The sequence below is a fragment of the Mycobacterium marseillense genome (assembly GCF_010731675.1).
GTDB classification, from domain to species: Bacteria; Actinomycetota; Actinomycetes; order Mycobacteriales; family Mycobacteriaceae; genus Mycobacterium; species Mycobacterium marseillense.
The window spans coordinates 2,366,295-2,391,153 of the sequence record NZ_AP022584.1 but is presented as its reverse complement, the minus strand read 5'-3'; the positions used below and the strand labels follow the sequence as shown (position 1 = coordinate 2,391,153).

At 66.2% G+C, this 24,859-nt stretch carries 24 protein-coding genes and 1 pseudogene; 16 read left to right on the top strand and 9 right to left on the bottom strand.

Annotated features, from left to right (window positions below; translation table 11 throughout):
- Positions 1-62: 62 nt before the first annotated feature.
- The 4 genes from G6N26_RS10735 to G6N26_RS10720 all read left to right on the top strand — a co-directional run bounded on the left by G6N26_RS10735 (position 63) and on the right by G6N26_RS10720 (position 5,403).
- Entirely contained in the window at positions 63-1,256 is a 1,194-nt protein-coding gene (locus G6N26_RS10735) for a thiolase family protein (RefSeq protein ID WP_067175188.1), read from the top strand.
- A gap of 22 nt (positions 1,257-1,278) precedes the next feature.
- Complete coding sequence (locus G6N26_RS10730; RefSeq protein ID WP_083018882.1) at positions 1,279-2,736, top strand: FadR/GntR family transcriptional regulator; 1,458 nt, start codon at positions 1,279-1,281, stop codon at positions 2,734-2,736.
- A 129-nt stretch (positions 2,737-2,865) separates the two neighbouring features.
- The gene (locus G6N26_RS10725) at positions 2,866-3,858 is read left to right on the top strand and encodes a sensor histidine kinase (protein WP_083018884.1); all 993 of its coding nucleotides are present in this window, start codon (positions 2,866-2,868) and stop codon (positions 3,856-3,858) included.
- A gap of 1,050 nt (positions 3,859-4,908) precedes the next feature.
- Positions 4,909-5,403 (top strand): 2-isopropylmalate synthase, encoded by a 495-nt coding sequence (locus tag G6N26_RS10720; protein ID WP_083018886.1) that lies wholly within the window; start codon positions 4,909-4,911, stop codon positions 5,401-5,403.
- A gap of 120 nt (positions 5,404-5,523) precedes the next feature.
- Here the strand turns inward: G6N26_RS10720 and G6N26_RS10715 are convergent, their stop codons facing one another.
- The gene (locus G6N26_RS10715) at positions 5,524-7,002 is read right to left on the bottom strand and encodes a cytochrome P450 (protein WP_067175082.1); all 1,479 of its coding nucleotides are present in this window, start codon (positions 7,000-7,002) and stop codon (positions 5,524-5,526) included.
- A 115-nt stretch (positions 7,003-7,117) separates the two neighbouring features.
- Between G6N26_RS10715 and G6N26_RS10710 the strand changes: the two genes are divergently transcribed.
- Together G6N26_RS10710 and G6N26_RS10705 are read left to right on the top strand one after the other, a co-directional pair.
- Positions 7,118-7,753: a TetR/AcrR family transcriptional regulator gene (locus tag G6N26_RS10710; RefSeq protein WP_067175083.1), complete on the top strand. Its 636-nt coding sequence runs from the start codon at positions 7,118-7,120 to the stop codon at positions 7,751-7,753.
- A gap of 36 nt (positions 7,754-7,789) precedes the next feature.
- Entirely contained in the window at positions 7,790-8,731 is a 942-nt protein-coding gene (locus tag G6N26_RS10705; protein WP_083018888.1) for an SDR family oxidoreductase, read from the top strand.
- Here G6N26_RS10705 and G6N26_RS10700 read toward each other — a convergent pair.
- Both G6N26_RS10700 and G6N26_RS10695 read right to left on the bottom strand, forming a co-directional pair.
- Complete coding sequence (locus tag G6N26_RS10700; protein WP_067175190.1) at positions 8,666-9,718, bottom strand: DNA polymerase IV; 1,053 nt, start codon at positions 9,716-9,718, stop codon at positions 8,666-8,668. The genes G6N26_RS10705 and G6N26_RS10700 overlap by 66 nt on opposite strands.
- 8 nt (positions 9,719-9,726) lie before the next feature.
- A pseudogene (locus G6N26_RS10695) lies at positions 9,727-10,340 on the bottom strand (TetR/AcrR family transcriptional regulator).
- A 91-nt stretch (positions 10,341-10,431) separates the two neighbouring features.
- Between G6N26_RS10695 and G6N26_RS10690 the strand changes: the two are divergent.
- The 4 genes from G6N26_RS10690 (at position 10,432) to nrdE (ending at position 14,373) form a co-directional block, all read left to right on the top strand.
- Complete coding sequence (locus G6N26_RS10690; RefSeq protein ID WP_083018890.1) at positions 10,432-10,986, top strand: NAD(P)H-dependent oxidoreductase; 555 nt, start codon at positions 10,432-10,434, stop codon at positions 10,984-10,986.
- Positions 10,987-11,513: 527 nt separating this feature from the next.
- Positions 11,514-11,753, top strand: a complete 240-nt coding sequence (locus G6N26_RS10685; RefSeq protein ID WP_064936759.1) for a redoxin NrdH — start codon at positions 11,514-11,516, stop codon at positions 11,751-11,753.
- 32 nt (positions 11,754-11,785) lie between these two features.
- On the top strand, positions 11,786-12,238 hold the full coding sequence (gene nrdI / locus G6N26_RS10680) for a class Ib ribonucleoside-diphosphate reductase assembly flavoprotein NrdI (RefSeq protein ID WP_067175094.1): 453 nt from the start codon (positions 11,786-11,788) through the stop codon (positions 12,236-12,238).
- A gap of 17 nt (positions 12,239-12,255) precedes the next feature.
- Complete coding sequence (gene nrdE / locus G6N26_RS10675; protein ID WP_179960363.1) at positions 12,256-14,373, top strand: class 1b ribonucleoside-diphosphate reductase subunit alpha; 2,118 nt, start codon at positions 12,256-12,258, stop codon at positions 14,371-14,373.
- 27 nt (positions 14,374-14,400) lie between these two features.
- On the opposite strand, the gene G6N26_RS10670 is transcribed toward nrdE, so the two are convergent.
- Positions 14,401-14,868 carry a VOC family protein gene (locus G6N26_RS10670; RefSeq protein ID WP_083018951.1) on the bottom strand — a complete coding sequence of 156 codons (468 nt, stop codon included), beginning with the start codon at positions 14,866-14,868 and terminating at the stop codon, positions 14,401-14,403.
- Between the two features lie 27 nt (positions 14,869-14,895).
- Between G6N26_RS10670 and G6N26_RS10665 the strand changes: the two genes are divergently transcribed.
- From G6N26_RS10665 to G6N26_RS10650, 4 genes are all read left to right on the top strand, one after another.
- Positions 14,896-15,726, top strand: a complete 831-nt coding sequence (locus G6N26_RS10665) for a helix-turn-helix domain-containing protein (protein WP_067175101.1) — start codon at positions 14,896-14,898, stop codon at positions 15,724-15,726.
- Between the two features lie 64 nt (positions 15,727-15,790).
- Complete coding sequence (locus G6N26_RS10660; RefSeq protein WP_095577581.1) at positions 15,791-16,528, top strand: TetR/AcrR family transcriptional regulator; 738 nt, start codon at positions 15,791-15,793, stop codon at positions 16,526-16,528.
- 151 nt (positions 16,529-16,679) lie between these two features.
- Positions 16,680-18,233 carry a flavin-containing monooxygenase gene (locus G6N26_RS10655; RefSeq protein ID WP_083018891.1) on the top strand — a complete coding sequence of 518 codons (1,554 nt, stop codon included), beginning with the start codon at positions 16,680-16,682 and terminating at the stop codon, positions 18,231-18,233.
- A 49-nt stretch (positions 18,234-18,282) separates the two neighbouring features.
- Entirely contained in the window at positions 18,283-18,741 is a 459-nt protein-coding gene (locus tag G6N26_RS10650) for a universal stress protein (protein ID WP_067175109.1), read from the top strand.
- A gap of 26 nt (positions 18,742-18,767) precedes the next feature.
- On the opposite strand, the gene G6N26_RS10645 is transcribed toward G6N26_RS10650, so the two are convergent.
- Genes G6N26_RS10645 through G6N26_RS10635 form a run of 3 tightly spaced genes read right to left on the bottom strand, consistent with a single transcriptional unit; the run spans position 18,768 to position 20,783 of the window.
- A complete protein-coding gene (locus tag G6N26_RS10645) occupies positions 18,768-19,304 on the bottom strand; it encodes a TetR/AcrR family transcriptional regulator (RefSeq protein WP_083018893.1) in 537 nt (178 codons plus the stop codon).
- Positions 19,288-19,734 (bottom strand): SRPBCC family protein, encoded by a 447-nt coding sequence (locus G6N26_RS10640; protein ID WP_067175114.1) that lies wholly within the window; start codon positions 19,732-19,734, stop codon positions 19,288-19,290. The genes G6N26_RS10645 and G6N26_RS10640 overlap by 17 nt, the downstream gene beginning before the upstream one ends.
- Before the next feature lie 59 nt (positions 19,735-19,793).
- Entirely contained in the window at positions 19,794-20,783 is a 990-nt protein-coding gene (locus G6N26_RS10635) for a tocopherol cyclase family protein (protein ID WP_067175119.1), read from the bottom strand.
- A 175-nt stretch (positions 20,784-20,958) separates the two neighbouring features.
- Between G6N26_RS10635 and nrdF the strand changes: the two genes are divergently transcribed.
- The gene (nrdF, locus tag G6N26_RS10630; RefSeq protein ID WP_179960319.1) at positions 20,959-21,933 is read left to right on the top strand and encodes a class 1b ribonucleoside-diphosphate reductase subunit beta; all 975 of its coding nucleotides are present in this window, start codon (positions 20,959-20,961) and stop codon (positions 21,931-21,933) included.
- Positions 21,934-22,077: 144 nt separating this feature from the next.
- Positions 22,078-22,428: a DUF3349 domain-containing protein gene (locus G6N26_RS10625; protein ID WP_067175122.1), complete on the top strand. Its 351-nt coding sequence runs from the start codon at positions 22,078-22,080 to the stop codon at positions 22,426-22,428.
- A gap of 4 nt (positions 22,429-22,432) precedes the next feature.
- Here the strand turns inward: G6N26_RS10625 and G6N26_RS10620 are convergent, their stop codons facing one another.
- Both G6N26_RS10620 and G6N26_RS10615 read right to left on the bottom strand, forming a co-directional pair.
- Entirely contained in the window at positions 22,433-23,473 is a 1,041-nt protein-coding gene (locus G6N26_RS10620; RefSeq protein WP_083018895.1) for an NAD(P)-dependent alcohol dehydrogenase, read from the bottom strand.
- A 118-nt stretch (positions 23,474-23,591) separates the two neighbouring features.
- On the bottom strand, positions 23,592-24,707 hold the full coding sequence (locus G6N26_RS10615) for an iron-siderophore ABC transporter substrate-binding protein (protein ID WP_083018898.1): 1,116 nt from the start codon (positions 24,705-24,707) through the stop codon (positions 23,592-23,594).
- Between the last annotated feature and the right edge of the window lie 152 nt (positions 24,708-24,859).

Genomic DNA, 24,859 nt, shown 5'->3' with positions numbered 1-24,859 from the left:
GACGAATACAGTACACTCAATTGATTCGACGCGGCGACGGTGTGGTCTGACGGGCGGTGTACATGGCGCATTTCGAAAAAGACGCGATCTTGTCCGGCATCGGGATCTCACGGATCGGCCGTCGTACCGGCATTCCGGGCGTGGAGCTGACCATGGAGGCGGTGCGCGCGGCCATCGAGGACGCCGGATTGACCGCCACCGACATCGACGGCATCGCCACGCTGGGCGACACACCCGCCGAAGATGTCAACGCCCAGCTGCGCATCGACGCCGCAGACTGCGGGTCCGGGTTCGGAACCGGCGGCCTGCTGTCGCCGGTGATGTCGGCCTGCCGCGCGGTCGCCGAACGCCGCGCCCGGCACGTGGTGGTGTATCGGACGATCCAAATGCTCGGCGGCACCGTCCCGGTCAAGCAGGAAGAGAACGCACCTGCCCCTCCGCTGGCGCGGATGTTCGAGACACCCGAGGGCGAGCCGAAGCCCGCCGTCGGCGCCATGGATGACGTCAACGATCTGGTTGCGGCACAGGCCTATTCGGCCGCCAACTGGCTGGCGCTCAACTGCCGTCGCCACATGGAGCTGTACGGGACCACCAAAGAACAGCTGGGCTGGATAGCCCTCAACGGCAGGCGCAACGCCGCGCTGAATCCCCGTGCGGTGTACCGGGATCCGATGACGATGGACGACTACCTGGGCGCGCGGCTGGTATCCACCCCGCTGGGGCTGCTGGACTGCGACGTCCCGATCGACGGCTCGATCGCGGTGGTGGTCTCCCATGCCGACTACGCCGCCGACTGTCCGCACCGCGCGGTGAAAGTGGAGGCGATCGGTGGGTCGGACGGCGCCGGTGGCTGGTTTCACCGCGACGACTACCCGAAAATGGCGATGTCGGATGCCGCGGCGCAGATGTGGTCGCGGACCGAGTTGCGGCCGGCCGATCTCGAGCTCGCCCAGTTGTACGACGGATTCACCTATCTCACGCTCGCATGGCTGGAAGCCCTCGGGGTCTGTGGGGACGGCGAGGCCGGGCCCTTCGTCGAAGGCGGCGCGCGGATCGCCCGCGACGGCACGCTGCCGCTGAACACCTACGGCGGCCAGCTTTCGGCGGGGCGCATGCACGGCTACTGGGCGTTGCACGAAGGGTGCCTGCAGTTGCGCGGCGACGCGGGGGAGCGGCAGGTCGCCCAGCGCCCGCAGGTCGGCGTCGTTTCCGTCGGCGGCGGGCCCGTCGCGGGGTGCATGCTGCTCACCTGTTGAGCCACAGAGTAATTGAGCTCAGATGAGTGAGCACACCAAGGCCGGCCACCCGGACAAACTGGCGTCGATCCTCGCGCGCGACATCGAGGCGGACATCGTCCGCCGCGGTTGGGCCGTCGGTGAATCGCTGGGATCCGAACTCTCCCTGCAACAGCGCTTCGGCGTGAGCCGATCGGTGCTTCGCGAGGCGGTTCGCCTCGTCGAGCACCACCAGGTCGCCCGGATGCGCCGCGGCCGGGGCGGCGGCCTGTACATCTGTGAGCCCGACGCCGGGCCCGCCACCCGCGCCGTCGTCATCTATCTGGAGTACCTGGGCACCACACTGGGCGATCTGCTCAACGCCCGGCTGGTGCTCGAGCCGTTGGCGGCCTCGCTCGCCGCCGAGCGCATCGACGAAACCGGCATCGCGCGGCTGCGGTCGGTGTTGCACGCCGAGGAGCAGTGGCAGCCGGGCCTACCGGCGCCGCGCGACGAGTTCCACATCGCGCTGGCCGAGCAATCGAAAAACCCGGTGCTGCAACTGTTTATCGACGTGCTGATGAGGCTCACCACCCGCTACGCCCTGGCGTCGCGAACCGACTCGGCGACCGAGGCCATCGAGGCCGTCGACCACCTGCACGCCCACCACTCCAAGATCGTCGCCGCCGTCACCGCCGGCGATTCGGCGCGCGCCAAGACGCTGTCCGAGCGACACGTCGAGGCGGTGACGGGCTGGCTGCAACAGCATCATGCCGGCGACAAGGTCCGCGGGCGCACGCGGCCGCGCCGCCTCGATTCCGAGGCCCCCCGGGGCAAGCTGGCCGAAATGCTGGCCGTGACCATCGGTGACGACATCGCCGCCAGCGGCTGGCGGGTCGGGTCGGTCTTCGGCACCGAGCCGGCCCTCCTGGAGCGCTACAAGGTGAGCCGCGCGGTGTTCCGCGAGGCGGTGCGCCTGCTCGAATACCACTCGATTGCCCACATGCGCCGCGGTCCCGGGGGTGGACTCGTCATCGCCCAGCCCGCGGCCCAGGCCAGCATCGACACGATCGCGTTGTACCTGCAGTACCGCGACCCAAGCCGCGAAGACCTACGGTGCGTGCGCGACGCGATCGAGATCGACAACGTCGCCAAGGTCGTCAAGCGCCTCGGCGAGCCCGAGGTGGCGGCATTCCTCGCCGGACACCGGTCGGGTGCGCCGGACAGCGCGCAGCAGACGCCTGACGACGTGCGGCAGGCCATCGCGGAGGAGTTCGACTTCCACGCCGGGTTGGCACAGCTTGCCGGCAACGCGCTGCTGGATCTGTTCCTCCGGATCATCTTCGAGTTGTTCCACCGGCACTGGTCGAGCACCGGACAGGCGCTCCCGATCTGGTCGGACGTGCTGGCGGTGCACCACGCTCACCTGCGCATCGTCGAGGCGATCGAGGCCGCCGACGAGAGTGTCGCCTACTATCGCCTGCGCCGTCACCTCGATGCCGCTTCCTCCTGGTGGCTGTAGCTGCGCCCTCGATGTCGCCCCCCGCGCACGTGCATCCAAATGTGATCTGTTGCGCCGCATAGCGAAGGCCCGTCTTGGGTACTGGAAGGGGGGAAAGGCGATAGCCGATCCAGCAGGGGGTTGGCGTAAGTGATCGAAAGCGAGAGCGCTGAAGTGACGGCGGATACCGAAACCAGACAATACGGTTTCGTCCACTCCGCACTGATTTATCACTCTCAGCAGGAGTTTTTGGACTTGGTGGGCCGCTTTGTCGGCGACGGTTTGGCGTCGGGCGAGGCGGTGCTACTTGCCGTGCCGCCCGAGACGCTTGCCCTGTTGATAGACGAGTTGTACGTCGGCGAGGCGTTGCCCGCCGATGTGTACACGACGGACGTCACCTTGGCGGCGCGGAACCCGAGCCGGTTCATGGCGATGGAGGGGGCGTTCATCGACGAGCACCCGAATCGCCGGGTGCGCATCGTCAGCCAGCTCGCGTGGCCCGGCCGCACCGACGAGGAGTTCGTCGCCTGCATCGAGCACGAAGCGCTGGTCAACACGGCGATGGACGGCTACCCGGCAACAAGCCTGTGCCTCTACGACGCGAGCGCGATCGACGACGAGGTCCTGACGGATGCGCGAGCGACGCACCCGCTGCTGTGGAAACGCGGTGTGCTGCAGCGCAGTCCGGACTATGCGCCGAATGAAGTCCTGCACCGTTGCAACCAACCGTTGGCCGCAAGCCCTGGCGCCGTCACCTACATGGTCAGGAAGTCGGCGGATCTTCGGCCCGCACGGTCGTTCGCCGTCGACTACGCGGGATGGATGGGACTCTCCCAGGAAAGTATCGAGGATCTGCAGCTGGTCGCCACCGAATTGGCCACCAACAGCTTGATGTACGCCGGCGGTGCCTGCCGCTTGGCCTTCTGGAAAGACGACGGGCACCTGGTGTGCGAGGCACGCGACACCGGACAGCTCGACGACCCGCTGGTGGGCCGCCTCGACCCGGGTCCGTGCGGCCCCGCGAGCCGCGGCCTATACCTGGTCAACGCCATTTCGGACTTGGTGCGCACGCATACCACCCGCACCGGTACGACGATCCAGGCGTATCTGCGCTTCGAGCCAGCGGTCGGTCCGGCGGGGTAACAAGCGACCCGCCGGCAAGGGGATCCGGCGGGTCGCTGTTGGTCTTCGGTTACAGGACGCAACCCAGTCCCAGAAGGCCACAGCCGCTGTCGGCGGGCGCCGTGGTGGCCGTGGTCGCCAAACATCCGGTCGGCGCGAAGAGCACGACTGCAAATCCCACGGCAGCTACGGCGGCTTTAATGGCATTTTTTGTCCTGATTGGATTCATAACAACACCTTTCATCCGGAGGCATCGGCCCCGCGCGTGAAATCCGCTACAACACGGATGTTATAACGTTTATTAAACACACGTAAAGTCCTCAAGGCCATTTTCTGGTAGTCGGCTCGAAAAAGTATGCTCAAACGAATCACCCTCTGCTACAAGGCTGTTGACTAAGCAACGCCAACTGAGGAGTTCGCGATAATGACACTTTGAACCGGCAGTGATCAACGCACAGCGAAACGATACACGCCATTAATACGTCACATTGCGACGATTAGACTGCGCGGAACGCCGTGTCGATTCGACTCGTTTATCCGGTGGACGAATATTGCAGGCGCACCCGTTTGAGAACCGCCTCACGCGGCGGTCCCAGCGGGTTACCTAACGTGATCCGTCAGAGCACGCAGTCAATGACTCCGCCGCAGCCAGTCGTGCTAGTGGTCGGCGCGCATCCCGTCAGTCCAAGCAAAGCCGCGGCCAGCCCGACGGCCGCTGCAACAGCTTTGAGGGTGTTCCGAGTTGGCATTGACTTCATGATCGTGCCTTTCAGGTGAGGGGGTAGTTCAACAGCCGTCTAATTGACTGTTACCCCGACTTCTTACCCCCTGTCAACCGCCCCTAAACCAAACCTTTCGTATTATTTTCTATATTTTTTTGTACGGTCCGTTTGTACGATCAATCGGGTTGCGGGCGCGGCGCGCAGGGGGCTAATGTCAACGCCCATGCGTCTTCTCGCGCGTTTCGTAGTAGCTAGCACCCGCAGCGGGGTCTGATTCTGGCCGACCCCCCGCTGTGGGTCGGAAGCTACTGCCGTCGGTCGCTCCAACTGACCAGAGAAGACCGGCACCATGACTTTTCCCGAGCGCAATCAGCTGCAACATCTCGACCCCGCCACCGTGTGGTTCGGCGAAAGTTTCGGCGTCTCGTTGCCCCGCGGGCTGCGGGAGCAGGCCGACGGCATGTCCTGGGGGACCTTCGTCGCGACTTACGGGCACAGCACCGGGCCGCTGCGGCTAGGGCAATGGGAGTGCACGGATGCCATGCGACCGGGCCCGCAGGCACGCAACTTCCAGGCCGTGATCGCCCTGGGCGACCGCATCGGCACCGCGACCGTGGTCGCTGGCGGCCCGATCGCAGCCCTGACCGCGATGCTGCATCAGCGCGGGATCACCGTCGAAATCGTGAAATTCCATCAAATGCAATCGCCAACCGGCACAGCCACTTTCATCCACGGCAGCGACGGTGCCCGCTTCGAGTGGGCGATGGGTTGGTCGGACGATCCGACGCAGTCGGCGCTGCGCGCGGTCATCGCCTGCGCCAACCGGCTGCTCGTGGTCGAGTGATGCCGCGGGTGCCGCGCAGCAACGGAGAGTGAGTTTCATTTGCGCTAGCGTCGCTGGTAGCGCAAATGAAACTCGGTCTCTACCGCGACGGCGGTGACGGTGACACGCCGCCGCGGAAGCTCAGATCGGGCGCAGGACGATCGGCATGCCGTCCATCGGAATCGGCATGCCGCCGTAGTCCCAACGCGGCTGGTAGCCCGGCCGCGCCAGTTCGATGCGGTAGCGGCGCAACAGCCGGTGCACCACGGTCTTGACCTCCAGCTGACCGAACACCATGCCGATGCACTTGTGCGCGCCACCGCCGAACGGCGCGAAGGCGTAGCGGTGATTCTTGTGCTCCGAGCGTGGTTCGGCGAACCGGTCGGGGTCGAATTTGTCTGGCTCCGTCCATAATTCGGGCAGTCGGTGGTTCATACCGGGCCAGATGGTGATGTTGGTGCCGGCCGGGATGTAATGGCCCAACAGCTCGGTATCGCGCACCGCCATCCGCATGTTGAACGGCAACGGCGTCACCATGCGCAGCGATTCGTTCATGATCAGTTCGAGCGTTTCCAGCTTCTCCAGCGACTCGATGTCGAGCGGTCCGTCGCCGAGGCGGGCCGACTCCTCGCGCGCCCGCTCCTGCCACTCCGGGTTGGCGGCCATGTTGTAGACCATCGTGGTGGTCGTCGACGTGGAGGTGTCGTGCGCGGCCATCATCAAGAAGATCATGTGGTTGACGATGTCCTCGTCGGTGAAGCTGTTGCCGTCGTCGTCCTCGGTGTGGCACAGCACCGTGAGCATGTCGTTGCCGGTGGCGTTGCGGCGCTCCTTGACCCGCTCGTTGAAGTAGTCCTCGAGCAGCTGGCGGGCGCGCAGCCCGCGCCACCATTTGAACGGCGGAATCGGCTGCCGGATGATCGCGCCGCCGGCCCGGGTGGTGGTGGTGAACGCCTGGTTCACCTTGGTGACGAGGTCGTGGTCGGACCCCGGCTCGTGGCCCATGAACACCAGGGACGCGATGTCGAGGGTGAGCTCCTTCATCGCCGGGTGGAACAGGAATCGCGCGTCGTTGGTCGGCCAGCCGGCGACGATGTCGGTCGCCACGCGGTCGATGTGCTCGACATAGCCGGTCAGGCGGCTACGGGTGAACGCCTCCTGCATGATGCGCCGGTGGTACATGTGCTCGTCGAAGTCGAGCATCATCAGCCCACGGTTGAAGAACGGCCCGATCACCGGGTGCCAGCCCTTCTGGGAGAAGTCCTTGTTGCGGTTGGAGAACACGGCCTGGGTGGCGTCGGGGCCCAGCGCCGTGACCGCCGGCATGATCGGCGAATCCAGGTAGATCAGCGGGCCCTTGTTTCGGTAGAGGTACAACGCGTAGTCCGGGCCGCCGCGGAACAGTTCGATGATGTGGCCGAGGATCGGGAGCCCGGCGTCGCCCATCACCGGTTTCAGGTCGCTGCCGGCGGGCGGTTCCGCCAGGACTTTCGTGTCCCACTCGTGGGCGAGCAGACGCTTTTCGATCGCCCCCATGCCCGGGATGGTGTTCAGCGTCGGGGTGAATCGGCGCCGCGCCTGATCCAGCAGGTAGTGCGGAGTGCTGATGGTGGCGGTCATTAGACGCTCCTTTGCGTGCCCTCGGGGTGACAGCGGTCACTGATTCCTAACCTTTGCTGAAAAACTTGACGGCTGTCAAGTTTGCTTTTTGCTCGGCGTGGTGCAAGGTCAGGGAGTGACCAGCCACCCCGCCAATCCGGAGCCGGGCGCGCGTCGGCGTGGCGACAAGCAACGCCAGGCCATCGTGGAGGCCGTACGCGAACTGCTGCAGGAAAAGCCGTTCGCCGAGCTGTCGGTCAGCACCATCAGCCTGCGGGCCGGGGTCGCCCGTTCCGGCTTCTACTTCTATTTCGACTCCAAGTACGCGGTGCTGGCGCAGCTGATGGCGGAGGCCACCGAGGAGCTCGAAGAACTCACGCAGTACTTCGCGCCGCGCCAGGCGGGCGAGTCGCCGGAGGAGTTCGCCAAGCGGATGGTCGGCAGCGCCGCCGCCGTCTACGAGCACAACGATCCGGTGGTGACCGCCTGCAACGAGGCCCGCCACACCGACGTCGAGATCCGCGAGCTGCTCGACCAGCAGTTCGAGGTGGTGCTCGCGCAGATCGTCGCCATCGTCGAGGCCGAGATGAAGGCCGGGACCGCCCGGCCGATCAGCGACGATCTTCCGACGCTGATCCGCACGCTGACCGGTACCACGGCGCTGGTGTTGACGGGCGACCCGGTCCTCACCGGATCCGACAGCGATCGTGACCGGCGGGTGCGCGTGCTCGAGCAGTTGTGGCTGCACGCGCTGTGGGCGGGCCGTCCCTAGGGCCGTCTGGGTGGTACCGGCGGTATCGTCACCGCCATGGCGAAGAAGGCATCCGGGCGGTATTTCGCGGGAAAGCGGTGCTTTGTCACCGGCGCGGCCAGCGGCATCGGCCGTGCCACGGCGTTGCGGCTCGCCGCGCAGGGTGCCGAGCTCTACCTGACCGACCGCGACTCGGAGAGTCTGGAACTCACGGTGGCCGACGCCCGCGCCCTGGGCGCGCAGGTCCCCGAGTATCGAGCCCTGGATATCGCCGACTACGACCAGGTGGCCGCGTTCGCCGCCGACATCCACGCCGCGCATCCGGCCATGGACGCGGTGCTCAACATCGCCGGCGTCTCGGCCTGGGGCACCGTCGACCGGCTGACCCACGAGCAGTGGAGCAAGATGGTCGCCATCAACCTGATGGGCCCGATCCACGTCATCGAGACGTTCGTGCCGCCGATGGTGGCGGCCAAGCGGGGCGGCCATCTGGTCAACGTGTCCTCGGCGGCCGGGCTGGTCGCCCTGCCCTGGCACGCCGCCTACAGCGCCAGCAAGTACGGCTTGCGCGGGGTCTCGGAGGTGCTGCGCTTCGATTTGGCCCGCCACCGCATCGGGGTGTCGCTGGTGGTGCCCGGCGCGGTGAACACCCCGCTGGTGGGGACCGTGGAGATCGCCGGCGTAGACCGCGAGGATCCCGACGTCGCCCGGTGGATACGGCGCTTCGCCGGCCACGCGGTGTCACCGGAAAAGGCCGCCGAGAAGATTCTGGCCGGGGTGGCCAAGAACCGATACTTGATCTACACCTCGGCCGACATCCGGGCGCTCTACGCGTTCAAAAGGCTTGCGTGGTGGCCCTATAGCGTCGCGATGCGCCAGGTGAACGTGATCTTCACCCGCGCGCTGCGGCCCGGCCCCCCCAACCCGGCGCCGTCAGTCCGGCATGAGCAACTCCAGCCGCACTCCGAGCAAGCGGACCGGCCGGTCGAGCTCGAATAAATCCAGGACGCGCAAGGCCGCGGCGACGATCGCGTCGCGATCAGTGGTGGGCGCGTCGAGTTTGCGAATCTTGGTGCGGGTGTAGAAGGTTGCGGTGCGAACGGTGACCGCCACCCGCGTCACCACGCGCGCCTCGGCCAGCACGTCGTCCAGCGCTTGTTCGGCCAAACCCGTTACGGCCGCGTTCATCTCGGTGCGATCGGTGAGGTCGCGGGGAAAGGTGACAACGTGGCTGCGCGAGCGCGGCACCCACGGTTCGGCGCTGACGTGGCTGTCACCGCCGCCCTTGGCCAGCAGGAGCAGCCACAGCCCGGTGCGCGCCCCGAACGTGGCCGTCAACAACTCGGCGTCGCTATGGGCCAGTTGCCGCACCGTCGTAATCTCAAGATCCGCAAGCTTTTTCGCCGTCTTGGGCCCCACGCCCCACAGCGCGTCGACCGGACGGTCGGCCATCAGCGTCATCCAATTCGCATCGGAGAGCACGAAAACGCCGTCCGGCTTGGCGAATCCGGTGGCGACCTTGGCGCGCTGCTTGTTGTCGCTGATGCCGACCGAACAGGACAGCCCGGTTTCCGAGGAGATGACGCTGCGGATCTGTTGTGCCACCTCGCTGGGGTCCTCGACGTGGACGGCGACGTAGGCCTCGTCCCAGCCCCACACCTCCACCGGATGCCCCAGATCCCGTAGCACGCCCATTACCTGCCCGGAGGCCGCGTCGTAGGCGGCCGGGTCGGAGGGGAGGAAGGTCACCCCCGAGTCCGGGGGGCAGCGGCGAGCGGCCGCGCGTAGCGGCATGCCCGCGCGCACACCGAATTCGCGGGCCTCATAGGAGGCGCAGGTGACGACCTTGCGCGGTTCGTTCGGATCACCGTTGCCACCGACGATGACCGGCCGCCCGGCCAGTTCGGGGCGACGGCGCAGCTCGACCGAGGCCAGGAACTGGTCGAGGTCGACGTGCAGGACCCAGTCTCGTGTCTCGGCGGACATGCCGACGTTCACCTCCCACAAAGCTTGCGCGCCAAGCTTTCCCACGCGTTGCCCAACGTCTGCAGGCTGTGACCGCCGTCGCTCAGCTGATGCTCCACATAGTCGGTGTCGAGCAGGGCGAGCAGCGCGTCGGCCTGGGCCACGAGGTCGCCGGTCGTCTTCGCCGAGGCCAGCAGCACGCGCACGTGCCTGCGCAGGACGGCCGCCGGCGGCCCGTAACGAGTCCGCGGGTCGCGGTTGGCCGCCGACAGCAGCGCGTGGTGGGTATGGGCGAAGCGCATGCGTTCCCGGCCGAAGGCCACGAGCCGATCCAACGGCGGGGCATCGGGCCCCAGCGGCGGGGACCGAACAAAAACGCCTCCTGGCTGGCCCGTTCGTCCTCGTCCAGCAGCACCATCATCAGCCCGGCCCGGCTACCGAACCGGCGGAACAGCGTGCCCTTGCCGACACCTGCTGCCGCGGCGATGTCGTCCATGGTCACGGCGTCGGCCCCGCGCTCGGTGACCAGGCGACGCGCCGCGTCCAGCAACAGCGCGCGGTTGCGCACGGCGTCCCCACGCTCCTGCGCGGGCAGCTGCGGCACGCACATCGGCAACTCGCTCGACCGTTCGACGCCGCTCACCCCTGCACTTTAACGCCGGCGGAATAAATCGGACCACAGTCCGTTTAGGTCGTGCGAGGATGTATACCAACGACCGAAGGGAACCGCGAGAGTGGCAATCAAAATCTTGGCGTTAGTGGGAAGCCTGCGGGCGGCGTCGATCAACCGGCAGATCGCCGAACTGGCGGCCGCGGTCGCCGCCGACGGGGTCACCGTCACGGTCTTCGAGGGGCTGGGCGAGTTGCCGTTCTACAACGAGGAGATCGACGACGCGATGAACGCCGACGCGCCGCCTCTTGCCCCGGTGGCCGCGCTGCGGGCTGCGGCGGCCGATGCCGACGCCGCCCTGGTGGTCACGCCCGAGTACAACGGCAGCATCCCGGCGGTGGTCAAGAATGCGATCGACTGGCTGTCGCGCCCCTTCGGCGACGGTGCGCTGCAAGGCAAGCCGCTGGCGGTCATCGGGGGATCCTTCGGCCGGTACGGCGGGGTGTGGGCGCACGACGAGAGCCGCAAGTCGTTCGGCATCGCCGGCGCGCGGGTCGTCGACTCGATCAAACTGTCCGTCCCGTTCACGACGCTGGACGGCAGGGCGCCCGCCGAGCACGCCGAGCTGTCGGCCAACGTGCGCGATGTGGTGGGCAAGCTCGCCGCCGAAGCCGGCTGATTGGCGGAAGTCGACAAGCCGTCCGGGAGGCGACCAGCGGGGTTGTCGCCGGGGAATAGTCAAAGCCGCCAGCGTCGTCTGGCGGCTTTGCTAGCTGTCGGCGGGCCCGCCGCGGTCGGCGGCTCAAAAAGGGTGTTGTCGGTGCCCGCTGCTATACCCATACGCAGAGGCACCTTCGCCTCGGCGTGTGATCTGCGACACGCCGGGGTGGGTTGCAGATTTTGTTCGACACAGGCCGTACGACCAGGGAATTTCAGAAATGTTATTCAGAACATCTTGTATCTCGATATCTTGTCAGCCACTAGGTGTAGTGTTTCGATGCACCGGCGGATCCCAGGATCGCCAAGCCAGCCAGGCTCGGTGAACCCCCCAAATCGGCGCGAAGTGATCGAAGACAGGTCTTCGCCACTGATTGCCGCACCACGGGAATCTGGGTGCCTGCCGGATCGCTGAACCTAGCAAAGACGCAGTCCAAAAGTAGTTGCCAGTCCATTGGGTCCCCCTCTTCCGCAAAGGAGCGGCATTCTATGAGCATCACCGTGTACACCAAGCCGGCATGCGTGCAGTGCAGCGCCACCTACAAGGCGCTGGACAAGCAGGGCATCGTCTACGACAAGGTCGACATCACGCTGGACTCCGAGGCGCGTGACTACGTGATGGCGCTGGGCTACCTGCAGGCTCCCGTCGTGGTGGCCGGCAACGACCACTGGTCGGGTTTCCGGCCCGATCGCATCAAGGCGCTCGCCGCGGTGGAACTCAGCGCGTAAGGAAAGACGTTAGGTAAGGAGGTTGCGGCACCATGGACACCGCGGGGCGCAACCTGGTCTATTTCTCCTCCGTGTCGGAGAACACCCACCGCTTCGTGGAGAAGCTGGGGATTCCCGCCACGCGGATACCGCTGCACGGCCGTATCGAGGTAGACCAGCCCTACGTCCTGGTGCTGCCCACCTACGGCGGCGGCCGGGCCACTCCTGACCTCAACGCCGGCGGCTATGTCCCCAAACAGGTCATCGCCTTTTTGAACAATGAGCACAACCGTTCGTTGATCCGCGGCGTCATCGCCGCGGGCAACAACAACTTCGGCGCCGAATTCGCCTACGCGGGCGACGTGGTCTCGCGCAAGTGCGGCGTCCCCTATCTCTACCGCTTCGAACTCATGGGAACCCAGGACGACGTGGATGCCGTCCGCGCGGGCTTAGCCGATTTCTGGAAGGAACAGACGTGTCAACAACCGTCGCTGCAGAGCCTGTAACCACCGGAGCCCACGCGTTGCCGGGGGAGACCGATTATCACGCGCTCAACGCGATGCTGAATCTGTACGACGCGGACGGCAAGATCCAGTTCGACAAGGACCGCGAGGCCGCCCATCAGTACTTCCTGCAGCACGTCAACCAGAACACGGTGTTCTTCCACAATCAGGACGAGAAGCTCGACTACCTGATCAAGGAGAACTATTACGAGCGTGAGGTTCTCGACCAGTACAGCCGCAACTTCGTCAAGACGCTGCTGGACCGGGCCTACGCCAAGAAGTTCCGGTTCCCGACGTTCCTGGGTGCGTTCAAGTACTACACCTCCTACACGCTCAAGACGTTCGACGGGAAGCGCTACCTGGAGCGCTTCGAGGACCGCGTCGTCATGGTGGCGCTGACGCTGGCCTCCGGTGACACCATCCTGGCCGAGAAGCTCGTCGACGAGATCATCGACGGCCGGTTCCAGCCGGCTACCCCGACATTCCTGAACTCGGGCAAGAAGCAGCGCGGCGAGCCGGTGAGCTGCTTTCTGCTGCGCATCGAAGACAACATGGAGTCCATCGGGCGATCGATCAACTCCGCGCTGCAGCTGTCCAAGCGCGGCGGGGGAGTCGCGTTGCTGCTCAGCAACATTCGCGAGCACGGCGCCCCGATCAAGAACATCGAGAACCAATCCTCGGGCGTCATCCCGATCATGAAGCTGCTCGAGGACTCGTTCTCCTACGCCAACCAGCTCGGGGCCCGGCAGGGCGCGGGCGCGGTCTACCTGCACGCGCATCACCCGGACATCTACCGGTTCCTGGACACCAAGCGCGAGAACGCCGACGAGAAGATCCGCATCAAGACGCTGAGCCTGGGCGTGGTGATTCCCGACATCACCTTCGAGCTGGCAAAGAAGAACGAGGACATGTACCTGTTCTCGCCGTACGACGTCGAGCGGGTCTACGGGCTGCCGTTCGCCGACATCTCGGTGACCGAGAAGTACTACGAGATGGTCGACGACGCCCGCATCCGCAAGACCAAGATCAAGGCGCGCGAGTTCTTTCAGACCCTGGCGGAGCTGCAGTTCGAATCCGGTTACCCCTACATCATGTTCGAGGACACGGTGAACCGGGCCAACCCCATCGACGGCAAGATCACCCACTCGAACCTGTGCTCGGAGATTCTGCAGGTCTCCACGCCGTCGGTGTTCAACGATGACTTGTCGTATGCCAAAGTGGGCAAGGACATTTCGTGCAACCTCGGTTCGCTGAACATCGCCAAGACGATGGACTCGCCCGACTTCGCGCAGACCATCGAGGTGGCGATCCGCGCGCTGACGGCGGTGAGCGACCAGACGCACATCTGGTCGGTGCCCTCGATCGAGCAGGGCAACAACGAGTCCCACGCGATCGGGCTCGGCCAGATGAACCTGCACGGCTACCTGGCCCGCGAGCGCATCCACTATGGCTCCGAGGAAGGCGTCGACTTCACCAACATCTACTTCTACACCGTGCTCTACCACGCGCTGCGGGCGTCGAATCGCATCGCGATCGAACGGGGAAGCACGTTCGGTGGCTTCGAGAAGTCGAAGTACGCCTCGGGCGAGTTCTTCGACAAGTACACCGAACAGGCGTGGGAGCCGGCCACCCCGCGGGTCCGGGAGATCTTCGCCGAGGCGGGCATTCGCATTCCGACGCAAGACGATTGGCGGCGACTGAAGGAGTCGGTGCAAGAGCACGGCATCTACAACCAGAACCTGCAGGCCGTCCCGCCGACGGGGTCGATCAGCTACATCAACCACTCGACCAGCTCGATCCACCCGGTGGCGAGCAAGATCGAGATCCGCAAGGAAGGCAAGATCGGCCGCGTCTACTACCCGGCGCCGTATCTGACCAACGACAACCTGGAGTACTACCAGGACGCCTACGAGATCGGCTACGAGAAGATCATCGACACCTACGCCGCGGCGACCCAGCACGTGGATCAGGGACTGTCGCTGACGCTGTTCTTCAAGGACACCGCCACCACCCGCGAGGTGAACAAGGCGCAGATCTACGCCTGGCGCAAGGGAATCAAGACGCTGTACTACATCCGGCTGCGCCAGATGGCCTTGGAGGGCACCGAGGTCGAGGGCTGCGTGTCCTGCATGCTGTAGGGCACCGATTCACTCTCGGGGAGTGCTCTACAGGTTGTCGGCGCCCCAGCTGGCAAGCCGGTGTGCGCGCTCGGCGGCATCGATGTCTTCCACCCTTGTCATGATCGACCAGCGTTGCCCGAAGGGGTCGACGATTGAGCCGAACCGGTCACCGGTAACGAAGGTCTGGGCCGCCTCGCGGACCGTCGCGCCGGCTCTCTGGGCCCGCGCCAGGACGTCGTCGACGTCGGTGCAGTAAAACACCACCGAATGGGTGACCGATTCTGTCCGGCCGGGGGCTTCGAGGTGATAGCCGGGGTTGGGATCGGACAGTTGCAACCTGCCGCGGCCGAAGTCCAGCTCCGCGTGCGCGACCGTGTCATTCGGCCCGGCCATTTTCTCGACGAGAGTCGCACCAAAGACCTCGATGTAGAACCTGATGGCGGCTTCGGCACCATCGACGACCAAGAACGGGGTCAGACTCGTGTAGCCCTCGGGAATCGGTTGCACATTCATGGAATCCAGCTTGGCTAGATTCGCCATGTGGAGGCTTGGAAAAACGCGCCACGGGCGATCGGACCAGAGCCGGGGGTGGTCGGGCGCGCGGGCAGCGCATCGGTGTTCGATCTCCGTCGCCAAGCGCCGTCGAAGGCTGCTGCCAAATTCGTCGAGCATTTTTGGTCGGTGTGCTGGGATCTGACGGGGCAATCGCCGCGTGAAAGCCAGGTGATCGCTTTCCCGTCGATCAACCTGAGCCATGAGTGGGGCACCGACTCCCCGCGCCATGGATTCGCATTGCCCACCACGTTGGTACACGGCGTCGTCGAAAGGGTCTTCACCATCGAGCTGTCGGGGCGCGGTGCGGTTGTCGGTGCACGCTTCCGCGCCGGCGGGTTCGCCGCCAGATTCGGACGCGACGCAGCTGCGCTGACCGGTCGAATCGTTCGAGCCGACGATGACTTGTTCGGCGGTCCAATGCTTTTCGACGACGACATCGAGCTCGCCGCCGCACAACTGGACACGGCGATCGGCGCTGCAACGGTCTCCGACCCAACCTACGACGCCCTCACGGCGCTGCTACGCCGGATGCACGACGACGAGGCTTTGCACCGGGTGGAACAGGTGATGGCTCACTCGCCGTGGAGCGCGCGAACCACTCAGCGCGTGTTCCGGCGCTACGTCGGTGTGCCGGTCAAATGGGTGCTGTGCCGCTACCGCCTGCAGCAAGCTGCGTTGGCGATCGAGAGCGATCGACGCGTCGACTTCGCCGACCTGGCCGTCCGGCTCGGCTGGTATGACCAGGCGCATTTCGCCAACGAGTTCCGGTCGATGCTCGGCTGCAGCCCGGGGGAGTACGCCCAGCGGTACCGTTAACCGCGGTGCGCTCTTCTGGCCAGTCTGCCCAGGTCAGAAGCCGCGACGGGGTAAAGTGCGTGACGTGGTGAGAATTCCCCGACCCGCTAGGCCCCACCCGGCTGTCAAGCCGGGGGCCAAGGTCGACGCGCGCAGCGAACGCTGGCGCGAGCACCGCAAGAAAGTGCGCAGCGAAATCGTCGACGCCGCGTTCCGCGCCATCGACCGCCTCGGCCCCGAGCTGTCGGTGCGGGAGATCGCCGAGGAGGCCGGCACCGCCAAGCCGAAGATCTACCGGCATTTTCACGACAAGTCCGACCTGTTCCAGGCGATCGGGGAGCGGCTGCGCGACATGCTGTGGACGGCGATCTTCCCGTCCATCGACCTCAAAACCGACTCGGCCCGCGAGGTGATCCGGCGCGCCGTCGAGGAGTACGTCAACCTGGTCGACAAGCACCCCAACGTGCTGAGGGTCTTCATCCAGGGCCGCTCCGCGGCCAGCCCTCAGATCCTCAACGAGGGCCGCGGCATCACCCTGGCCGTCGCCGACATGTTCGACAACGAGTTGCGCGAGATGGAGCTGGACCACGCCGCCGTCGAGCTGGCCGGGAACGCGGCGTTCGGCTGTGCCGCCTCGGCCACCGAGTGGTGGCTGGGCCCCGACCCCGACAGCCCCCTTCGCATGCCGCGCGAGCAATTCGTCGCCCACCTCACGACCATCATGATGGGGGTCATCGTCGGCACCGCCGAGGCACTCGGCATCCGGATGGACCCTGACCAGCCGATCCACAGCGTGGTCCCGGCCAACCGCGCCGCGGGCTGACCTTCGGCGCGTTGACATCGTTGCGGCGATCGTCAACACTCGTCCCAACCGATACCCTGGGTACTGGGTATCTGCGCCAGCGGGTGCCTACGGCCGAGAATGCCGGCGAGCGCCGACCCGAGACTGGCCCGACTAGAAAGACCGATCGACCGTGACCGACGTCGTGACACACACCGAGACCGTTCCCGGCCCGGCGGCCAAGGCCTCCAAGCCCGTCCACACCCGCGCCGTCATCATCGGCACCGGGTTCTCCGGCCTGGGGATGGCCATCGCGCTGCAGAAGCAGGGCGTGGGCTTCGTCATCCTGGAAAAGGCCGACGACATCGGCGGCACCTGGCGCGACAACAGCTACCCCGGGTGCGCCTGCGACATCCCGTCGCACCTGTATTCGTTTTCGTTCGAGCCGAAGCCGGACTGGAAGAACCCGTTCTCCTATCAGCCCGAGATCTGGGACTACCTCAAGGGAGTCACCGAGAAGTACGGGCTGCGCCGCTACATCGAGTTCAACTCGTTGGTGGATCGGGCGCACTGGGACGACGACGAGCACCGCTGGCACGTGTTCACCGCCGACGGGCGCGAATACGTCGCGCAGTTTCTGATCTCGGGCGCCGGGGCGCTGCACATCCCGTCCATGCCTGACATCGAGGGTCGCGACGAATTCGCCGGTCCCGCTTTCCATTCCGCGGAGTGGGATCACAGTGTGGATCTGACCGGCAAGCGGGTGGCCGTGATCGGGACCGGCGCCAGCGCGATCCAGATCGTGCCGGAGATCGTCGGGCAGGTCGCCGAACTTCAGCTCTACCAACGCACCCCGCCGTGGGTGGTGCCGCGCTCCAACCCCGAGATCCCGTCGGCGGTGCGCCGGGCCATGGAGACCGTGCCCGGCCTGCGCGCGCTGGTGCGACTGGCCATCTACTGGGGCCAGGAGGCTCTGGCCTTCGGCATGACCAAGCGGCCGAACCTGCTCAAGTTCATCGAGTCGTACTGCAAATACAACATTCGCCGATCGGTCAAGGATCGGGAGTTGCGCCGCAAGCTGATTCCTAACTACCGCGTCGGGTGCAAGCGAATCCTGAACTCCTCCACCTATTACGGCGCGGTCGCCGACCCGAAGACCGAGCTGGTCACCGATCACATCGCCCGGATCACCGCCGACGGCATCGACACCGTCGACGGCACGCACCGGAAAGCCGATGTGATCGTGTACGCCACCGGCTTTCACGTCACCGACTCCTACACCTACGTCCAGATCAAGGGCCTGCACGGCGAGGATCTGGTGGACCGCTGGAACCGCGAGGGCATCGGCGCCCACCGCGGGATCACCGTGGCCGATGTGCCCAACCTGTTCTTCCTGCTGGGCCCCAACACCGGGCTGGGCCACAACTCGGTGGTGTTCATGATCGAGTCCCAAATCCGTTACGTCGCCGACGCGATCGCCACGTGCGACAAGCTGGGCGCGCAGGGGCTCGCCCCGACCCGCGCCGCCCAGGACGAATTCAACGACGAGCTGCAGCGCCGGCTGGGGCCCTCGGTGTGGAACAGCGGCGGCTGCAGCAGCTGGTATCTGGACGAGCACGGCAAGAACACCGTGTTGTGGGGCGGCTACACCTGGGAGTACTGGCGGGCGACCCGATCGGTCAAGCCAGCGGAATACCAGTTCTTCGGCGTCAGCACCGGCAGGCACGCGGCCGCCGTGCAAAGTTGAGCCCATCCGTTTTGGGGATTTGGTCGCCGCCCGGCGTTACAGTCGGGAAATGAGCGCCTATCAGACCGTCGTGGTCGGCACCGATGGCTCGGACTCGTCGCTGCGCGCGGTGGATCGCGCAGCTGCGATCGCCGCGGATCACGGCGCGAAACTGATAGTTGTGACGGCGCATCTCCCCGTCCCCCAGGAACGCGGCCGCTACGCCATCCCGCCGGGGAGCGACCACGGCCAGGACTATCGGACGGTTGGGGAAGCCCCTTTCTACGCGATCCTGCAGAACGCCAAGGAACGGGCGCACCAGGCGGGGGCCAAGGACGTGGAGGAGCGGTCGATCGTCGGTGCCCCCGTCAGCGTGCTGGTGCAGCTCGCCCAAGAGGTCCATGCCGACCTGATGGTCGTCGGCAACGTCGGGCTCAGCAGCGTCGCCGGGCGGCTGCTGGGATCAGTCCCGTCCGAGGTTTCCCGCAGGGTCAAGGTCGACGTCCTGATCGTCCACACCGCCACCTGAAGCGTCGGTACGACTCGGCCCGACGGTTAACTGAGCAGCTCCGCGAAAGCGCGCGCGGCCGCGTCGACGCCGACGTCGTCGTCGGTGGCCACGAGATCCAGTAGCAGGCCCCGGATTACGGCCAGCCCGAGCCTCGCCAGCGCGGGGTCGACCGGGCCGTCGGAGACTTGCTCGACCTCGCGCAGCCAGCCGTCGACAGCGCCGGGAACCATTCGGGCGAAGGGCTTTTCGCCCTGCGCGCCGCGGGCGTAACACTCGAAGAACAGCCGTTCGGCGTGGCGCAGTTCGGGCCGACGAAGATCGGCCCACATGGCGGCGAAGCTCTCGGTCGCGTCGGTGGGCAGTTCGGTCAGCAGCCCCATTTGGCGCCGCTCGACCTCCTCGACGATCGCCACGAGCATGTCTTCGCGAGAACCGAAATGGTGCAACAACATTCGGTGACTGGTGCCGATGGCGTCGGCTACCGCACGCAGCGACCGGTCGCCGATGCCACCGGTGGCGAATTCGGTGACGAGGGCATCGAGGAGTTGGCGGCGCCGCTCGGTGTCAGCGGTGCGCGCCATCGGCGCGGCTGAGCTGCTCGGAGCGGGCCTTGAGGCCTTGGGCCTCGAGCTTGAGGTAGCGCTTCGTCATCGATCGCATGAGCCGCCCGACCAGCGCACCCAACACGCCGTTCTGGTCGATGCGCTGGCGCACCAGGGTGCCCCCGCCCGGCTGGGCGATCACATCGTGGCGGGCGCTGGCCCTGGCGCCGGGCGCGCGTTGCTCCCAGGTCCACGACGTGCCCGGCTCGAGCTCGGTGATCTTCCACACCAGCTTGGACATGCGTGGCTGCTTGATCGCGAACCGCTTGCCGACCGCGAGCCCGGGCCCGTCGACCGCGGCCAGCGACGTCACCGACGCCGTCCACTCGGGCCACCGCTCGACGTCGCTGAACACCTTCCATACCAGCTGCGCCGGCGCGTCGATCTCGACGCTGTCTTCGGTAATCATGTACCAAATGGTACATCCACGCCGCAGTCATGCGGAAGGACTGACACGCGTCCCCATCGTCAACCCGGCCGGCTGCCGACCTCCAGACCCGCCAACTGGGTTGTGCCATCGAAAATGATGCGACCCCATTCGCGCACCGTGCAGCGCAGAGTGCCGGCCAGGTGTTCGTAGTCGGTGTCGACGTTGCGGCGTTCGGCGGGCAGCGGAACCGGAAGCACGTGGGGCTGCGCGCCGTCGCCACTTCCGTCGAGTTCGACGTGGTAACGGGCGCTGCGCGCGTCAACCCGCCACCGTTGTCCATCGCAACTGGACGACACCCAGGCCGGGGGAGTGATGCGCAGGACCCGATCCTCTAGTCGCACAACAACTCCGGTGACTTCACGCTTCAGCGGACCAAACTCCAATAGGCCCCCCGAGAACACGACGGACACGTCGGCTCCGTCGAAATCGTGGGCTTGGCCCCACCACCAGCGGCGCGGAAAGCCCGACCCCCAATTGCGTTCGCAATACAGGGTTGCGTCGCTGAACCGCCAATGTTGATCACCACACGTCACCGTTCCCGTGGCCTTGGCGCCCAGTCGGTAGGGATGCCAGTATTGATTCAAGTACGGTACCGACGAGGCGAGCCCGCCCCCACCAAATGCCTTCGGCCATCGAAACTCTCGGCTGAAGGCGAGGTCGACCGCGCTGTCGCCGATGGCCATCGCCAGCCGCTTACCGTCGGCTTCGACGAAGTCGTCGCCCGCGCGGGCCGCGACAGCAAAGCGCGAGCGGTGAGCGCGGACTCCGTCGATCGCGGCGGAACGCACGACACCGCCCGGGTGCAGCGCAATCGCGGCGGTAGACCAGTCGCCGTCGCGGTGTCGATTCGCGCTGCACAACGCGACCACCACGCGCCCGTCGGCGGGGTCGGAAAGGCGCCAGAACCAACCCTCCATTTCGGTGCCGTGCGAGGGCAGCGGATCGCCAAGAGGCACATCGGCGCCCGTTCGGCGGTAGAGGGAGACAAGTCGCTGCGCCGCATGGGTGACCGAACCGGGGATGTCCACGGCACTTCTGATACCCCCCGCGGGTGGTGGCCGAACCCTGGTTTGACGGGCGATACCGTCCGCTCGAGCGACACGCAAACACAACGTGTTGTGTTCGCCCTCCTTGTCGTACCCCAGAGGTAGTGTTTGAAGTCTGAGTTCGCAGACAAAGCCGTTCCGGTGAAGTGGGGTTCTGGTGACCGAAAACATGAAGCTGATTGACCGCGTTTCGGCGATCAACTGGAACCGGCTGCAAGACGACAAAGACGCCGAGGTGTGGGACCGGCTGACCGGCAATTTCTGGTTGCCCGAGAAGGTGCCGGTGTCCAACGACCTGCCGTCGTGGGGCACCCTGACCCCCCACGAAAAGCAGATGACCATGCGGGTGTTCACGGGCCTGACGCTGCTGGACACCATCCAGGGGACGGTCGGGGCGGTCAGCCTGATCCCCGACGCGCTGACCCCGCACGAGGAGGCCGTCTACACCAACATCGCCTTCATGGAGTCGGTGCACGCGCGCAGCTACAGCAACATCTTCTCCACGCTGTGTTCGACCGCCGAGATCGACGACGCGTTCCGCTGGTCGGAGGAGAACCCCAACCTGCAGCGCAAGGCCGAGATCGTCATGCAGTACTACAAAGGCGACGAACCACTCAAGCGCAAGGTCGCCTCCACGCTGCTGGAAAGCTTCCTCTTCTACTCCGGCTTCTACCTGCCGATGTACTGGTCGAGCCGGGCCAAGCTGACCAACACCGCCGACATGATCCGGCTGATCATCCGAGACGAGGCCGTCCACGGCTACTACATCGGCTACAAATACCAGCGCGGCCTGGCGCTGGTCGACGACGCCCGCAAGCAGGAGCTCAAGGACTACACCTACGAGCTGCTCTTCGAGCTCTACGACAACGAGGTGGAATACACCCAGGACCTCTACGACGAGGTCGGGCTCACCGAGGACGTGAAGAAGTTCCTGCGCTACAACGCCAACAAGGCGCTGATGAATCTGGGCTACGAGGCGCTGTTCCCGCGCGACGAGACGGACGTGAACCCGGCGATCCTGTCGGCGCTCTCACCCAACGCCGACGAGAACCACGACTTCTTCTCCGGCTCGGGCTCGTCGTACGTGATCGGCAAGGCCGTCGTCACCGAGGACGAGGACTGGGACTTCTAGCAGGGCAATTCGGCCAAGCGGTGTGTGAACGCCGCGTGAATTGTCGCCGGGGCGCCGCGGCCCGGTGGCGCCGCCGACCGGGTAGCCGGGACACTGGTGGGCGTGGCGATAACCCCATCTTCTACGGCCGCTTTTTTCCGTTCGGTGATCCAGTGGCTGCAATGCGGCTATCCCGACGGCGTGCCCGGTCCCGACCGGGTGCCGCTGCTCGAGCTGTTGCGGAGCACACCCCTGACCGAGGACCAGATCAAGGAGGTCGTCGACGCGATCGACGAGGAAACCAAGCCGGGCAAGGAGATCGACCGCGACGTGATCGCCGATTTCATCTCCGACATGACCCACTACGACGCCGGTCCGGAGAACGTCGCGCGGGTGGCCGCCCGGCTGGCCGCCGCGGGCTGGCCGCTGGCGGGTATCACGCAGCCGGTTGACGCGGCCGGAAATCCCGGCTCGGCCAACGGCAAGCCCGAACCGGCCCCCAACTCGGCTTCCTGAGCCGCTACAGCTTCGAGATGTCGATGACGAAGCGGTAGCGGACGTCGCTGGCCAGGACGCGCTCGTAGGCCTCGTTGATGTAGTCGGGGTCGATGAGCTCGATTTCGGGCGTCACGTTGTGTTCGGCGCAGAAGTCCAGCATCTCCTGGGTCTCGGCGATCCCACCGATGTTCGACCCGGACAGGCTGCGACGCGACAGCGCCAGCGGGAAAGCGCCCACCTCCATGGGGTGCTCGGGGATGCCCAGTTCGACCAGCGTGCCGTCGACGTCGAGCAGGCTCAGGTAGTCGTTGAGCTTCAGGTTCGCCGAGACCGTGTTGAGCATCAGGTCGAAGCTGCTGCGCAACTTCTTGAACGTCTCGGGGTCGGCGGTGGCGTAGTAATGCTTGGCGCCCAGCCGCAGCCCGTCTTCCATCTTCTTCAGCGACTGCGACAGCACGGTGACCTCGGCGCCCATCGCGGCGCCCAGCTTGACGCCCATGTGCCCCAGGCCGCCCAGGCCGACGATCGCCAGCCGCGTGCCCGGCCCGGCCTTCCAGTGCCGCAGCGGCGAGAACAGCGTGATGCCCGCGCACAGCAGCGGGGCCGCCTTGTCCAGCGGCAGTGAGTCGGGGATGCGCAGGACGAAGTTCTCGTCGACGACGACCGCCTGGCTGTAGCCACCCTGCGTCGTCGTGCCGTCTTTGTCCTTGGCGTTGTAGGTGAAGGTCGCGCCGTTCTTGCAGTACTGCTCGAGCCCGGCCTCGCAGCTGCTGCACCGGCCGCAGGAATTCACCATGCAACCCACGCCGACGTGGTCGCCCACCTTGAACTTGGTGACCTCGCCGCCGACCTCGGTCACGACACCGGCGATCTCGTGGCCCACGACCAGGGGGTAATTCGGGGTGCCCCATTCGCCTTTGGCCGTGTGGATGTCGGAGTGGCAGATGCCGGCGAACTTGATGTCGATCGCCACGTCGCGCGGGCCCGGGTCGCGCCGCTCGATGGTGGTCTTGGTCAGCGGTTCGGTCGCCGACGTGGCGGCGTATGCCGAAACAGTGCGCATGAATATCCCTCTTCGATGTGATGGCTTCCAGCAAAATTTTAGCTAGGGTAACGTTCTTCCGCCAACTATCGGGGCGAACATCACGTTCCGGCGGTGGCGGCGCACCGGCAGCCCGGCGTCAGTTGATCGGGGCGTTCACCAGGCGCAGGTCGGCGACGATGCCGCGCGCCGCGATCAGCCCCTCGCCGGTTTGCCAGATCTCGTCGTTGACGACATAGACCCGGTTGTCGCGGTTGGCGGACAGCTTGCGCCACGGGCCGCTGTCGAGCACCGTGGCGGCCCGGTCGGCGGCGGCCGGGGTGGCGCACGACAGGTACACGACGTCGGCGTCGGCGAGGGACAGGTCGGGGTTCTTCGCGAGATCCGCGTCGGTGGCGCCGATCTCGACGTAGGGCTTGTCGGTGAACCGCTGCGCGGCCGGCCGGTCGACGCCGACCGACCCGAGCACGCTGGCCGGGAAGTTGTTGGCGCCGTACACCCGGATCGCCTCGGTGGTCAGCCGCACGATCGACGCCTGAAAGTGGGAGGCGTCATGCCGGGCGCCCACGTCGGTCGCCCGTTGCGCAAACCCGCTGAGCAACCCGTCCATCGCGGCGCCGCGCGCGGTGGCGGCACCGACCGCGCGCAGGTTGTCCTCCCAGGCCGCGCCCGGCGCACCGGTGAACACCGTCGGGGCGATCGCCGCCAGCTGCGGATACAACGCCGGCGTCAACCCCTGGGAACCCAGGATGAGGTCGGGATGGGCCGCCTCGATCGCCTTCACGTCCGGATGGGAGCGCGTACCGGCGCCGGGCACGCCGTGCACGGCGCCGCCCAGGTAGGCGGGCTGCGTCGGCGATCCGTCCGGCAGCGCGGCGGCGACCACCCGCGACTGCAGGCCCAGCGCGCACAGCGCGTCGAGCTGATCGCCGGAGAGCACCACGATGCGCTGCGGATCGGCGGGCACCTGCACCACGTCCGGCTCGACCCCGGCGGCGTTGTGGACGCGCCGCTTCGCGGCCCCCGCATCGGCCTCGGCGGCCTCGCGGGCGCACGAATCGTCGGGCCGGCGGTCGTTTCCCAGCACCCCGGCCCCCGCGATCTGCGTGGTGGGGGTGACCAGCGAGCGGGCCGGCGTGGCGGCGGGCTGATGGGATCCGCAGCCGCCGCATGCCACGACGACCGCCGCCGCCACCGCGCCGACGACAGCTACCCCGAAGGCCCGCCGCGGGGGTCTGATCACGCCGAACAACACGCGTCAGACGCTAACATCCGGCCAGCTCGGCGGCGCCCAGTCGAAGGACACGCCGCCCCGCCGACGCATTTACGACAGTTTGTAGGACCAGCCCTGACGTCGCCATGATCGACGGCTAAGATTCGTCTCAATAGTGAATGTTGGGCCAGTGT

Coding starts and splice junctions, on each gene's coding strand:
- G6N26_RS10620 (WP_083018895.1), bottom strand. CDS start 23,473: ATGCGCACTGTTTCGGCATACGCCGCCACGTCGGCGACCGAACCGCTG.
- G6N26_RS10730 (WP_083018882.1), top strand. CDS start 1,279: ATGAGTGAGCACACCAAGGCCGGCCACCCGGACAAACTGGCGTCGATC.
- G6N26_RS10735 (WP_067175188.1), top strand. CDS start 63: ATGGCGCATTTCGAAAAAGACGCGATCTTGTCCGGCATCGGGATCTCA.
- G6N26_RS10640 (WP_067175114.1), bottom strand. CDS start 19,734: ATGATTACCGAAGACAGCGTCGAGATCGACGCGCCGGCGCAGCTGGTA.
- G6N26_RS10720 (WP_083018886.1), top strand. CDS start 4,909: ATGACTTTTCCCGAGCGCAATCAGCTGCAACATCTCGACCCCGCCACC.
- G6N26_RS10650 (WP_067175109.1), top strand. CDS start 18,283: ATGAGCGCCTATCAGACCGTCGTGGTCGGCACCGATGGCTCGGACTCG.
- G6N26_RS10705 (WP_083018888.1), top strand. CDS start 7,790: ATGGCGAAGAAGGCATCCGGGCGGTATTTCGCGGGAAAGCGGTGCTTT.
- G6N26_RS10645 (WP_083018893.1), bottom strand. CDS start 19,304: ATGGCGCGCACCGCTGACACCGAGCGGCGCCGCCAACTCCTCGATGCC.
- G6N26_RS10685 (WP_064936759.1), top strand. CDS start 11,514: ATGAGCATCACCGTGTACACCAAGCCGGCATGCGTGCAGTGCAGCGCC.
- G6N26_RS10670 (WP_083018951.1), bottom strand. CDS start 14,868: ATGAATGTGCAACCGATTCCCGAGGGCTACACGAGTCTGACCCCGTTC.
- nrdI (WP_067175094.1), top strand. CDS start 11,786: ATGGACACCGCGGGGCGCAACCTGGTCTATTTCTCCTCCGTGTCGGAG.
- G6N26_RS10700 (WP_067175190.1), bottom strand. CDS start 9,718: ATGTCCGCCGAGACACGAGACTGGGTCCTGCACGTCGACCTCGACCAG.
- G6N26_RS10715 (WP_067175082.1), bottom strand. CDS start 7,002: ATGACCGCCACCATCAGCACTCCGCACTACCTGCTGGATCAGGCGCGG.